This is a genomic window from Nocardia sp. Marseille-Q1738, from assembly GCF_965283145.1.
The window spans coordinates 1-12377 of sequence record NZ_CBDIMS010000004.1 but is presented as its reverse complement, the minus strand read 5'-3'; the positions used below and the strand labels follow the sequence as shown (position 1 = coordinate 12377).

At 64.7% G+C, this 12377-nt stretch carries 9 protein-coding genes and 2 pseudogenes; 6 read left to right on the top strand and 5 right to left on the bottom strand.

The features are described 5' to 3' along the window. Positions 1-303: 303 nt before the first annotated feature. A pseudogene (locus ACWPXK_RS16820) lies at positions 304-515 on the bottom strand (hypothetical protein); the annotation flags it as partial. A gap of 589 nt (positions 516-1104) precedes the next feature. On the opposite strand from ACWPXK_RS16820, the gene ACWPXK_RS16815 reads away from it, so the two are divergent. From ACWPXK_RS16815 to ACWPXK_RS16805, 3 genes and pseudogenes are all read left to right on the top strand, one after another. Next, positions 1105-1518 carry an SHOCT domain-containing protein gene (locus ACWPXK_RS16815; RefSeq protein ID WP_454197076.1) on the top strand — a complete coding sequence of 138 codons (414 nt, stop codon included), beginning with the start codon at positions 1105-1107 and terminating at the stop codon, positions 1516-1518. An 870-nt stretch (positions 1519-2388) separates the two neighbouring features. Further along, positions 2389-3662: pseudogene (locus ACWPXK_RS16810) on the top strand (PucR family transcriptional regulator). A 292-nt stretch (positions 3663-3954) separates the two neighbouring features. Continuing rightward, positions 3955-4209 carry a hypothetical protein gene (locus ACWPXK_RS16805; RefSeq protein WP_454197075.1) on the top strand — a complete coding sequence of 85 codons (255 nt, stop codon included), beginning with the start codon at positions 3955-3957 and terminating at the stop codon, positions 4207-4209. Positions 4210-4677: 468 nt separating this feature from the next. On the opposite strand, the gene ACWPXK_RS16800 is transcribed toward ACWPXK_RS16805, so the two are convergent. Next, positions 4678-6933, bottom strand: coding sequence for a SulP family inorganic anion transporter (locus tag ACWPXK_RS16800; protein ID WP_454197074.1), 2256 nt, complete (start codon positions 6931-6933; stop codon positions 4678-4680). 479 nt (positions 6934-7412) lie between these two features. Between ACWPXK_RS16800 and ACWPXK_RS16795 the strand changes: the two genes are divergently transcribed. Then, complete coding sequence (locus tag ACWPXK_RS16795) at positions 7413-7595, top strand: hypothetical protein (protein ID WP_454197073.1); 183 nt, start codon at positions 7413-7415, stop codon at positions 7593-7595. A 512-nt stretch (positions 7596-8107) separates the two neighbouring features. Then, complete coding sequence (locus ACWPXK_RS16790; protein WP_454197072.1) at positions 8108-8554, top strand: MarR family winged helix-turn-helix transcriptional regulator; 447 nt, start codon at positions 8108-8110, stop codon at positions 8552-8554. Positions 8555-8729: 175 nt separating this feature from the next. Here ACWPXK_RS16790 and ACWPXK_RS16785 read toward each other — a convergent pair whose 3' ends face one another. Together ACWPXK_RS16785 and ACWPXK_RS16780 are read right to left on the bottom strand one after the other, a co-directional pair. Next, positions 8730-8921 (bottom strand): hypothetical protein, encoded by a 192-nt coding sequence (locus ACWPXK_RS16785; RefSeq protein WP_454197071.1) that lies wholly within the window; start codon positions 8919-8921, stop codon positions 8730-8732. 353 nt (positions 8922-9274) lie between these two features. Next, positions 9275-10027 carry a hypothetical protein gene (locus tag ACWPXK_RS16780; protein WP_454197070.1) on the bottom strand — a complete coding sequence of 251 codons (753 nt, stop codon included), beginning with the start codon at positions 10025-10027 and terminating at the stop codon, positions 9275-9277. 129 nt (positions 10028-10156) lie between these two features. Between ACWPXK_RS16780 and ACWPXK_RS16775 the strand changes: the two genes are divergently transcribed. After that, the gene (locus ACWPXK_RS16775) at positions 10157-10708 is read left to right on the top strand and encodes a TetR/AcrR family transcriptional regulator (protein WP_454197069.1); all 552 of its coding nucleotides are present in this window, start codon (positions 10157-10159) and stop codon (positions 10706-10708) included. 137 nt (positions 10709-10845) lie between these two features. Here ACWPXK_RS16775 and ACWPXK_RS16770 read toward each other — a convergent pair whose 3' ends face one another. Continuing rightward, positions 10846-11991, bottom strand: coding sequence for an FAD-dependent oxidoreductase (locus ACWPXK_RS16770; RefSeq protein ID WP_454197068.1), 1146 nt, complete (start codon positions 11989-11991; stop codon positions 10846-10848). Between the last annotated feature and the right edge of the window lie 386 nt (positions 11992-12377).

Here is a 12377-nt window from a genome sequence, read left to right as displayed (position 1 = left end):
ACAAAACGGGGCCGGGCCCGAGCGGAGGTGGGCCGCGGCAACGGCTCGAACAGAAGCGGGGATCGCGGACGGTAGATCAGCGCAGGAAAGCAGTGGTTTATGGCGAGAATGAGCATCGTGCTTCGCCAAGTCCCAAGTCGTCTTCGACGCCCGAACTCCAGCGAGGTGTGCCGTCCGCATTGCGGTCGCTCGCACCGATTGTGGCACTGGCCTCACCCAGCCAGCATATCTCCAGCGACACTGCCGGCGTCCTCGAATCGCGACCGACGCAGGTGCGGACAAGGGTGTCGAACGGGCGGATGCGGGCGAAAAGACCCATGCTGCCTCGAGCTGCTTACCGTACTCCCGGATCGCTGCCTCACGACCGGGTTTGATCCTCGCGATGATCGAGAAGCCATAATTGACCGGTGTGCGGGGGATATCGGCCCGTACCTGCCCTGCTCGAACTTGAAATACCCTTCTTTCGGAATGGTCATCGCCGCCCGCTTGGACCAATCCCCATCACCCGTGGTCATGTCCGCCTCCGTCTCCAGCGGTGTGGCTCGCATAAATAGTGGATTTGGCGAACGGCATCAGCATCGTCGCGAGTGCGAGGCCGCCGTGCCAGCTGGTCGGCCACTCAGCTCTATTTCCGGCGCTTACGGGCTTCTTCGTTCGAATCGAAATCAACGCGATATCGAGCAGGATTGCGAGGAGTACCGTCGTCAGCGGCGCAACTCGTGGTGTCGACAGCTGGCGCAAACCCGGCCCGGATACCGCAAACCGACCCGCGGCGGTACTCACGCGGCGATTTCAGCAGCCATGCTTCATCTGCGAGCATGCTTTTGCCAGTGCCCACTGGCACAGTCGAACCTTTGCATCCCGGCAAGAGTCGCTGCTCATGTACTATATGTTCAGCAATTTTGTCGAGTTCTGGCGCCGACGTCGCTCTGTGCTTGTTTCGAACCGCACCCATAATCTGTCGCCGAATCGCGATGCGGCAGGGGACCGCAAAGATAACAAAAGTTTGTTTTCGACCGAGGGGACGACCGGCGGTCCGATTCGCAGCAGCCGGACCCACGCTCGCAACGACACGGGAGAGATCCGCCCGAGGAGGTTCACAACATGGATTCGTTCTGGGATTACGTGTGGTACACGATCCTCGTATTCGCCTTCGTGGCTTACCTGATCGTGCTGTTCCAGATTCTCGTGGATCTGTTCCGCGACCACTCCGTCTCCGGCGTCGCCAAAGCCGTGTGGGTGATCGCCCTGGTGGTGTTCCCGTACCTGACGGCGCTGGTGTACCTGATCGTCCGCGGGCGGGGCATGGCGCTGCGCGCCCAACGGGCGCAGGCCGATGCGAAGCAAGCCACCGATCAGTACATCCGGCAGGTCGCGGGCAAGTCCCCCGCCGAGAACATCGCCGACGCCAAGGCCCTCCGCGACTCCGGTGTCATCACGGACGTGGAATTCGAGCAACTGAAGGCCCAGGCCTTGGGGCAGCCGGTTTCAGCACCCAACGCGCCGACCGGCCAATGACACTGCGGCCCTATCTGATGCCCGGTGGGTTGGTAGTCCGCCACCGAGGCCTGTCCAGGTTCAGTCACGCCGGGGCAGCGTGAGCAAGACACAGCTGTGGGGTTTGCTGCCAGCCAGCCTCGGCGACAACACTGCGCTTCCCGTGAGTCGTGAGCAATGATCAAAACCCGTGGATGACCAGGAAGGAGTACCTTCCCGGATGATCTTCGAATCCGAGGTTTGATCTGTCCTGGCGCGTCAACGCCGGGCGGGAGGGCAACTGGACGATCCTCGTTCAGCTCCAGCCAACCACCGACAAGCACCTCAACGACACCACCTGACGGAGGTCGACCGAACTTGCTGATCCCCAAGTCTTTTGGCATTTGACCTCATCGTGGGGGCTTCTCGGATGGCGAGTTGCCTTCGGAGAAGGCGACTTCGCGAAATAAACCACCTATGCGGTTTTCGGAGCGGAGGCGCTTACCAGCTTCGAGAATCCGGCGAAGGCGAAACCGGCTAGGTGAAATACCTGTACCGATGGCCAGACGCAAAGCAGCAGACCGGCTGGTCCTTGATTAGGCAAACAAACCTTCCGTTGATCGCATAGCCGCCGACGCGGAGCGGATGCGCACCGAGAGGTGTGGATCCGCGCCGTCGATCTCGCAGGTTGCGCTCGTTTCGGCGACTTCCCCCGGTCGCGCTCGCCTCGCTGCTCTCCGGCATCTCGGCACGTCAGTGGCAGTTAGCGACCGTCATTGTGAACTCTCACTATCGCTTGCTGACCGGTCCTCCCGAAATTTCACGTTACTCGGAGTAAGCCGTTCTCATGAATCGTGTTCTGGTTACGCTGGTGCAATAGCGCAGTTAACGGCGACGGAAGGAAGTTCGACTATGCCTGTCACCTCTCCGCGCCGGCAAGGACTCACCGTATCCGGCAGACCCATGTCGTTGCCGTTGAAAGACGTGCGGGCCTTGTCACGGCAGATGGTCGGGCATTTCGTCGAAACCGTCGCCCCCTGCGGCACCTTGCCCGGTGACGCAATCCACGGCGACATCACGATCATCACGCGCGTGTGCTTGGAACTGGCAGTCAGCATGCTGGACGGCAGCAACATTCCGGAAAAGACCGAACAGCTCGAGGACGCTGCGGCCCAATGGGCTCGCGAAGGCGTGCCCATTGGTACCATTCACCACGCTATCCACGAGGGCTTCAAGATCGGCTTCGACCTAGTGGTGTCTCCTGCCTTGGCCCAGCAGCGTGCCTCAGGCTCGGCCGACACCGAGCCGATGCTCACCCCCAGCATGGCCGACTACCAAAGTATTCTCGACGGCGCCAAACTCGTCGTCGAAATGCTCGACACCATGACCACGGCAGTCTCGGTGGCCTATGTGCGCGAACTTCGCGCGGTCGTGTCGGAGCACCACACCGCGGTGCACACGCTCACCTCGGCGCTACTCGGGGGGCACCCCACCTCCACCATGGCCCGCGAGTGTGGCATCGACATCTCCGACCGCTATCGCGTCATAGCCCTCGCCATTCCCTCCCACCCGGACGAGTCCAACCCGATGCTGGACGCGAAAGTCGTTGCCCGCCGCAAACTCCGGCGCGTGCAGGCGGAACTGGCCACCCGCTGCGACGACACCGTGCTGTCGCTGCTGTCGATCGACGGCGGCACCCTGCTCATGCCCGCCGATCACATCACCGAGGGCCCCATAGAGGAACTGATCGGGCATCTGTCGCGGGCGGCCCGCGTGCCCATCACCGCCACCGTGGTGACCGCGCCCACCGACACCGTGCCCGCCGCGGCCGATCAAGCCCACCAACTACTCGACATGGTCACCCGGTTGTGCGGTCGGGGCCGGGCCTGTACCCCTCCGAGGTTCTGGCGCGGAAATCCCAGCTCCCCCGCCCGGGCCCCGCCCGTGAATATCTCGGGTCGCTGCTGGACCCACTGGACGAGCATCCGGAATTGCTGGAGACCCTGCAGGTCCATATCGCGCACAATCTGAACCGCCAGCGCACTGCGCGGCTGCTGCATGTACACACCAACACCGTGGACTACCGGCTCAAGCGGATCGGTCAGCTCACAGGGTTCGATCCCACCAAGGCGAGCGGGGTGTGGTACCTGCGTTCGGCATTGGTTGCCCACACTTACCGCAGGTGACGGAGTGCCGTCGAGCGGACGCGCAATTACTCCGGTCGATCAGCGTCCGCCGTTCCCGTCGCAGCACGGCGGCGCCCGCGCTGGAGAGCGCCACCTTCCAATCGCAGACTTCACACCACCCGGTACGCCTATGAGTTGCAAATATAGGGGCATGTTTGCGTTTCTCACCCATGCCCGCACCCGACCCGACCGATAGTAATCGTGCAATCAGAATCAGCAGGAGATCGGCATTGACAACGGTCGAAAACGCCCTAGAACAAAGCCGACGAGTTGGAAACAAAACATGGATGACATGCGAAGAACCGAAGCCGACGGATTGCGCGCAACATGGCGGCCGTTTCAGAACCACCTGATCTCCATCGTCGCCGTCCACGAGGCATCGGGCGCCACCCCGATCGTATCCTTTGGTCCCGAGAATTTTCCGGATCTCGCACAAGCACGAGAACTGCTTCCGGAAATGAACACGTTGTGGGACGCAGTACGCCACGACTTCTGGACCAAACTCATTCCGCCGCGACCACGGTGTCGACAATTGCGATGGAAGTGATCTTGAAACCCCGCGCCCGCGGCTGCGTGCGCATCGGTCTGTCGACCAACGGCCACCGCCATGTGGTTTGCCCTAGCCATAGTTTCCCTGAGCCGACGTCAGGGGCGCGCAATATCGATCGAAATCTAGAAGCCGTCGATCAGATGCGGCTCCACCGCGCCGGATGTGGCCGAGGACGTCGAGCTCGCCGAGACAGTGTCGATGGCCCGATGCTCGTCCGGGAGCTCAGAGTTGGACCGTCAGGCGATGCGTGACTGGGCCGGTGAACGTGTCGACCTAGGTGCCAGTCGAACCACTCTTGCCGCGATCGGCTCGATCGCGGCCTTGCCGAACCGGCACACGCCCTGGCCGCGGCGCCGATTGCCACTACCGAGAGAAACAGTTTCCGAACGCATCTCGTGTGTCAGGCCGGAATCCGGCGATCAACGTGTGGTCCGGATGGTGTTGCCACCGGCACTGGGGGCGAGTTCACTTGGCGAACTGGGGAACTCGCACACGGCCGGTCACGACGCCCGGGGTGGCGACCTGGTCGGTGATTTCGCTGATGCCGTCGGCGGTGACCTCGAGCACGCAGGCGGTGGAGATGTCGAAGAACAGGCCCGACACGGTCAGGCCGCGGTCGGCGACGGCCTGACGGATCACCGGGTGGCGTTGCAGGGTCTCGAGTTGCACGGCGACGTTGACCATGCTCAGCTGTGCGGCTTCGTCGTAGCCTGCGGCCGCCGCAGCCGCCCGCACCGGGTGCCCGTCACGGTAGGCCTCCAGGCTGGGGCGGGCGTGGGCGAGCCAGGTGTCCAGTCCCGGTCCGGCGGGTGTGTCGGCGAGCAGGGCCTTCATGGCACCGCAGGAGGAGTGGCCGCACACCGCCACGTTGTGCACCTTCAGGTTGTCCACCGCGAAGGATAGGGCCGCCTCGACCGAGGGGTCCGAGCCGTGCGGGGGGTGCAGGTTGCCGACGTTGCGGACGGTGAACAGGTCACCGGGGCCGCTGTTGGTGATCACGTTGGGCACGATGCGCGAGTCGGCGCAGGTGAGGAACAGCGAGTGTGGATCCTGCCGGTCACGCAGCTCGTCCAGGCGCGGCCGCATCACGCGGGCGTGGCTGCGGTGGTAGGCGGCCACACCGGCTGCGACCGCGTCGCCGTTGCGCTCGCGCCACGGGCCGAGTACCTCGTCGAGCATGCCGCGCGCCCGGCCGCGCCGGGGTGGTCGGGTCATGGCGTGTTCCATGCGGGCGGTTCCGATCTCGACGAATTCCACGTTGCCGCCGATGCTTTCGTGCTGGCGGGCCCAGTCGTGGATGGCCTCGTAGGCAGCGTGGTCGAGGAAGTCGACGGTCAGCTCGACCAGTACGTGGGTACCGGCCGGCACCTTGGCTAGTTCCTTGGTCAGCTTCGGCAGCGCCAGGAACGTGCACGTACCGTCGATGCCGACGATCCAGCGGTCGGTGCCCGCCACTGGCGCGGCCTGTACCGACACCTTCACCACTCGCCACAGCAGCATCGCGAACGCCAGCGCCAGGCCGATCAGCACGCCCTCGAGCAGGTTCAGGAACACCACGCAGACTATGGTCATCACGTACACCGCCAGGTCGCCGGTTCGATGGGCGAGCCGGATATGGGCCAGCTTCACCAGCTGGACGCCCACCACGATGAGCAACCCGGCCAGTGCCGACTTCGGGACCTGCTGCACGACGCCGACGAGCGCGATGGAGAACACCAGGATCCACACGCCGTGCAGAATCGCCGAGGCCTGAGTGCGCGCACCGGCGGCCACGTTGGTGGAGCTGCGCACGATCACGCCCGTGACCGGGAGGCCACCGAGCAGGCCGGAGGTCATGTTGGCCGCGCCCTGAGCTACCAGCTCGCGGTCGAAGTTGGTGCGCTCGCCGGTGTGCAGCTTGTCCACCGCCACCGCCGACAACAGGCTCTCCACACTGGCGATCAGGGCGATGGTAAGCACCGCCAGCATCACCCCGCCCCAGTTGCCGCTGGGCAGGCCGGGCAGGCCGATCGCGTCGAACAGCGAGCCGTCGATCTTGATACGCTCCGGATTGCCGGGCAGCACCAGCGACAGCACCGTACCCACCAGCACCGCGACCAACGGGCCCGGAATCAGGCGCACCTTCTCGGGTGCCCAGCGCCAGGCGACGATGATGCCGATGACGATCAGGCCGATGACGAAGTCGTCACCGTGCAGGTTCAGCAGCTGACCGGGTAGTTCGGTGACGTTCTCGAAGGCCGAGCTGCGCGACGTACCGCCCAGCAGCACGTGCACCTGCTGCAGCGCGATGGTGACACCGATGCCGGCGAGCATGGCATGCACGACGACCGGCGCTATCGCCAGCGCGGCGCGCGCGATCCGGCTCAATCCGAACACGATTTGCAACAGACCGGCCGCGACGGTGATGAAACAGGTTGTCTTCCAGTCGAACTGGTGGATGGTCTCGGCGACGACCACGGTGAGGCCGGCGGCCGGCCCGCTGACCTGCAGCGGGCTTCCACCGACGAAGCCGACGACGATGCCACCCACCGCAGCCGCGATCAGGCCGGCGGCGATAGGGGCATCGGACGCGATGGCAATGCCCAGCGACAACGGCAGGGCGACAAGGAATACCACGATCGAGGCGGGCAGATCGTGGCGGGAGATCGACGAAAGCCGTTCGGACCAGGGAATCCCCGGTGGGGCGTCCGATCCAGGCGTCGTATCGGTGTCGGTGGACATATTGCTCCTTCACCAGGCCGGTGGACCGGACCGGTCGAACATGTTCTCGAGGCATCGAAAGCAACTGCGGGAGAAGCGGATCCGAGACATCGGTATCCGGCAGCCTCTCAGAGGTAGGGAGTTTTCCAAGATCAAAGTACAGGCAACAGCGCAGCGAAAAACGGGCCGAACGGATGTTTGTGACCGACACTATTCCGAACGGCAGCGTCTTCCTCGGCGTCACAACTCGGGGTGGCCCAGCATGCCCTCGTCGCCGACCTCGAGGTATTCGATGTCGATTGCGAAAGACCACAATCAATCGACAGAATTATCGTGTATATTCACGACACAGTTAGTGTGATTGTTCACGACAGTTTCGCAAATAATTGATCTTGGAATCCGAATTCTTGAAAACGACGTGCAGCGGCCCTCGGGGGCGTGATCTGATTGGGCCGTCTCGGGCCCGGGGCTTTTCACATAACTCGACTGAGGATGACTGTATGAACTCGAGAATTATCCGTCCGCTCGCCGTCGTCGCATTCGCGCTGTCAGCCACCGCGCTCAGTGTCGGCACGGCCTCAGCGGATGCGCCCGCGGCCACCCCCGTTACGGGCTCGGTGGAATTGTGTATTCCCATTCCCCTTGGCTCGGCCGAGAACACCTTCTGCCTGCCTATCGGCTAGTCCAAGGCGCACGCGGCGGTGGCGACACCGTTCATGGTGCGCACGACTCCGCGCTTCCAGTTCGGAGTCGCCACCGCCCGAAGCCTGCGCACCAAGGTCGACCTGGAGTGTTCGAGAGGCTCCAGGCGGGGCACCGGAGGGATTGCGCGCGTGCGGCACCACACCGCCGGGGCGGGTGCCGCAGAGCCGGGTCAGCGCCGGGATCAGGCGAACACCCGGACGCCGGGCCCTGTTCGTGCACGGCGACCACCTTCGGTGCCCCGGGCGCCTGCGCGATCACCGAGCGCGGGATCAGGGCTTGTCGGCCCGCAGCGGCCCGTCGCCTCTCGGCGATCGAGTACGCGTCATTTGTGGACGTAGTTATGGGAATCGCAAGCTGCACGACTCGGCGATCGAAAGAATGATTATGACAATTTTGTCATCAGTGTCGCAAATTATCAGGCCGGTTAATAGGCTTTCCGCGGCCATCGCCACCTATGGATCGTTCCCGATCAGGTAAGTAGGAGTTGTACGTGAGCGTTGATACCGCGGACGCCACAGGACTGTCCGCCACGGCGGCGCGCCTGCGCATTGCGCTGACCGTGATTTTGCGCCGCGCCCGGAGGGATCCCGATGAGCGTCAATTGTCCGCGACGCAATGGGCGGTGCTGGGACGCCTGCATCGATGTGGAGCCATGGCCGCCGTCGATCTGGCTCGCCTGGAGATGTTGCGCCCGCAGACTATGCGCAACGTCGTCGACGGGTTACGAGATCAGGGGCTGATCGTCGGCTTGCGCGACCCAATCGACGGACGCCGCGTGAACCTGATGCTCACCGACGAAGGCCGCGCTTGGGTGCGCGGGCAGCAGGCACCACTCAACAACGCTCTCGCGCAGATCTTGTCGGAGAGCTTGTCGTCGAGCGAGCTGCATAAGGTGGACCAAGCGCTGGATCTGTTGGAAAGAATTGCCTACGGGTGATCTCCCCATACCCCGCACCGGCCTGCGGCAAGCGAACGCTTGGACATAGGTCATCTTCCTTGAAGGCCAGTCGTTTCAGAGGCGGATCCACCTGGCATCTGGTTCGACCGGCGAGCAATCGAAGGCACGAGCACGTCTCGACGGATCTGGTGTGCTCGGCGCTGAAACAACTGTGCTACCGCCAGTAGTCGTATTCGTGGCTGTATCCGTAGTCGATACATATTCGGTGCGCGTCGCGCTGGCCGAGGCGTTCGCCGTCGGCGAGCACGACATCGTATGGCGCTGCATCGCGCTGGGCCTCGCCCGGACCCGGGTCGAGGTCGTCGACCACTTCGGCGCCGAACCTGGCGGTGAGCTGGAAGCCCAAGCCCGGGGGTGTCGTGCGTCTGTCGATCGCCGCCCAGATCAGTCGAATTGCAGGGGGCCGAGCACTGGATAAGGAGACTGCCGAGAACGTTCGGTCAGTGGTGAACAGCTCACGACGCCAATCGACAGCCTCGCTATTCCTCCAGCTCAGACGCCCTAGGACCGGCGTTCGGATGGAAACCCTTGATGATGAATCGGGTGAGCCCGGCTCGCCGTGTTATCGCGTACCGGCCAGTCGGCCAAGCGCGACAGAACCTGCGCGGCCGATAGCTTTGGGCACACGAGGTCGTCCTTCCCCGGGTGCTCCCACGCCCGAAGCGGTCGATCCGGCCTGGCGCAGTTGTTCGTCGAGAGTCATGCCAGCCGATAGAGGGCGGGTTGTGCGGAGATGTCGTTGGCGGCGAAGTTGGCCAGGACGAACCGCCGGAACGAGGGCCGGAAGATCATCTTCGGCGCCACGTCGCGCAGACGGTCCCACCGGCAGTGGTTGATGATGCCGTAGTCGCGCGGTTCCCCGGGGAGCGGCTGCATGACCCGGGAGTTGTCCAGCCCGGTGTTGACCGCCCACCATCCCGCCGTGTATTCCCACACCGGGACGAGTTCCTTTTCCTCCTGCCCGTAGAAGAAATTGAACAGGAACACCCCTTGCCGCGTGGCGTCGACATCGCCCATATTGCGCGGGTTGGCGGCAGCGAGTTCGAAGGTACGCCGGGCCCCGGCCGCGACGAGGTGTGTGAGTCGACGGTAGTGGGCGTGGGTCCGCAGTGTGTCGATCATTGCCGGGGTAGTGACCTCGACGAGGATCACCACGTCGTAGCGGGCCGGTCGCAGCCGATCCGCGGCGACCGCGCGGCGCAGCAAGCGGTGGTTCTCGCCGAAGACCAGGTGGGCGAATCCCCGGAACACGGTGGCTCGCACGACCTCCGGGAGCCGCTCGAGCTCCGCGGTGACCGTTTTGGCCTCGCGGATCAGGCGAGCCTTGGCTCGGCTGCCGGGCAGGAACATCGGCCGGCGGTCGACCTCGGCCGCGAGCAGGAGATATCCGGTGCCGCTCGGTGCGACCAGTGCGGCCTGACTCGGGTTGAGGTGTTCGTTCACGATGCGCATGTTCGCACTCCATTCTCTACTTTTCTATCAACACTCGTTGGCCAACGAGCGTTGACAAACATCATGCACCCGGGACTCCGGGTGAGTCAACAATTGTTTGCAAACGGCTGTTGGCATACACTGCGGGACATGAGAAGGTCGTCGGCACAGACCAAGGCCGTGATACTGGACGCCGCCCGGGAGCGGTTCGCCGCCGACGGGTACGACCGCACGACGATCCGCGCGATCGCCGGCGATGCCGGCATCGATCCGTCCATGGTCATGCGCTACTACGGCAGCAAACAGCAATTGTTCGCCAGTGCAGCGGATCTGGACCTGGAACTGCCCGACCTGACAGTCCTGCCGCCCGACCGGGTGGGCCAGGCCCTGGCCGCCCATATCGCCGATCGGTGGGAGGGCGACGAGGCGCTGCGGATCCTGCTGCGGACCGCGGTCACCGATACCGGCAGCGCCGAGCGGATGCGTGGCATCTTCGCCGCTCAGCTGGTCCCGATGATCGCCGAGCTCACCGGCGATCCCGCCGGGGCCCCGGCCCGGGCCGGGCTCGCGGCCTCCCAGGCACTCGGCTTGGCGCTGTGCCGGTATGTGCTGTTCATTCCGCCGGTGGTCGATCTCTCCCGCGAAGCCATCATCGAATGGCTCGGCCCCACACTGCAGCGCTACCTGGTCGGTACGCGATAACCCGGCGCCGTCGGGTATCTGCCATGCACCCGGTGCCGGGTCGGGCACCGACGCGCCCACCAGCCGTTCCGGCGCACCGAACTCGTACTGCCGTATCGCGCACACCTCGATTCCTGGAGTTCCTGGTGGCCAGGTTCTCAGCGGCGGTCGAGTCCGGACAGGCGCCACGCCAACCGGTTCCGCACGGGCGCGGCCTTACCTGCCAGCGCCATTGCGGTATTGCGCATCGGTCGCACGCGCGCCGACGCGGTGGCCAGGTCGGTGAGCCGGCTCGCTGTGGACACCACGGTTGCGGCGGTGCGGCGCCGGGCGTCGGCGTATTCGTCGAGCAGGCTTTCCGGTTCACCGGTCAGGACCCGGGACAGCATCGTCGCGGCCGTGACGGCGTCCTCGATACCGAGGTTCATTCCCTGACCGCCTGCCGGTGAGTGCACGTGCCCGGCATCGCCGGCGAGCAGGACCCGGCCGTGGCGGAAGGTGTCGGCGATGCGGTGGTGGACGCGGAAACGTGACCCCCACACCACTTCTTCGACCACGACCGGGTGGGCCTGCGGGCCGCGTTCGTCGAGCAAGCCCTGCACGAATGCGATATCCGGGTCGTGCGGTGCCTCGTCTACGGTCGCCACGATCCGGAATCTGTCGTCGGGCAGCGGCGCGACCACCACGAGCCCGGACGGTGAGAAGTACAGGATGACCTCGTCGGTGGGTACTCCGCCGGTGAGGCGGACGTCGGCGAGGGTGAACGATTCGGCGTAGGTGCCGCCGGTGAATCCGATTCCCGACTGTTCCCGGGCCAGGCTGTGCATACCGTCAGCGGCCAGCAGGTAGCGCGCATGAAGCGGCCCGCCCTCCGAGAGGGTGGCGGTGACCGAATCCGGTTCCTGCGTTATCCCGGTGACCGTGGCCGGGCGGGTGACCTTCCCGCCCAGTGCGGTGAGCCGATTCAGCAGGAACTTCTCGGTGTCGGCCTGGGAGATCATCAGCGTGTACGGGTAGGCGGTGGGAAGCTCGCTGAACGGAACCGCGATCAGCAGGCGATCCCGGTCGCGGATCGTGAAGGTCGGGGTGTGCACGCCGCGCTCCACCAGGGCCGGGACCACGCCGTAGGGCTCCAGTATTTCCAGGGTGTGCGGGTGCACCACCGCCGCGCGGGAGGTGTTGGCGCCCTCGGCCTGCTGGTCGACGATCACGACGTCGTGTCCCAGTTGCTCCAGCACAACCGCCGCAGTCAGGCCGACCGGGCCCGCTCCGACGATCAGCACGTCCGCTATCGGGTTGTTCACAATGGCTCCTCGAGCTCAGTACTTTTCGGGATCGGAGAAAGGGGCAAATTCAAGTGCGCCGACCAGCACGGCGGCGGTCGCGGCGAGCCGGATGAACACCGGTTTCGATGTCATGACACAACTTTCTGATCAGAGGGACCCTGTGCCTCTTGGACGAGCGACCGTTGCCCCACGTGACCGACTGTGCGGCAGATCACATCCCCGCCAGGTAGTTTCGGTCGATCACGGTTCCGTGTCCGGTTCCGGCCCGGGGAGTAGAGCTGCGGCGGCGGCCCATGCTCGGGCGAGCCCGAATTCGGCGACGCCGCGGATCAGGTCGCGGAGGGTGTTCTCGGTGGCGCCGTCCGATCTGGCCAGTTCCGCGTGCAGGTGCAGGGATGCGCCCA

Coding starts and splice junctions, on each gene's coding strand:
- ACWPXK_RS16815 (WP_454197076.1), top strand. CDS start 1,105: ATGGATTCGTTCTGGGATTACGTGTGGTACACGATCCTCGTATTCGCC.
- ACWPXK_RS16805 (WP_454197075.1), top strand. CDS start 3,955: ATGCGAAGAACCGAAGCCGACGGATTGCGCGCAACATGGCGGCCGTTT.
- ACWPXK_RS16775 (WP_454197069.1), top strand. CDS start 10,157: ATGAGAAGGTCGTCGGCACAGACCAAGGCCGTGATACTGGACGCCGCC.
- ACWPXK_RS16795 (WP_454197073.1), top strand. CDS start 7,413: ATGAACTCGAGAATTATCCGTCCGCTCGCCGTCGTCGCATTCGCGCTG.
- ACWPXK_RS16780 (WP_454197070.1), bottom strand. CDS start 10,027: ATGCGCATCGTGAACGAACACCTCAACCCGAGTCAGGCCGCACTGGTC.
- ACWPXK_RS16800 (WP_454197074.1), bottom strand. CDS start 6,933: ATGTCCACCGACACCGATACGACGCCTGGATCGGACGCCCCACCGGGG.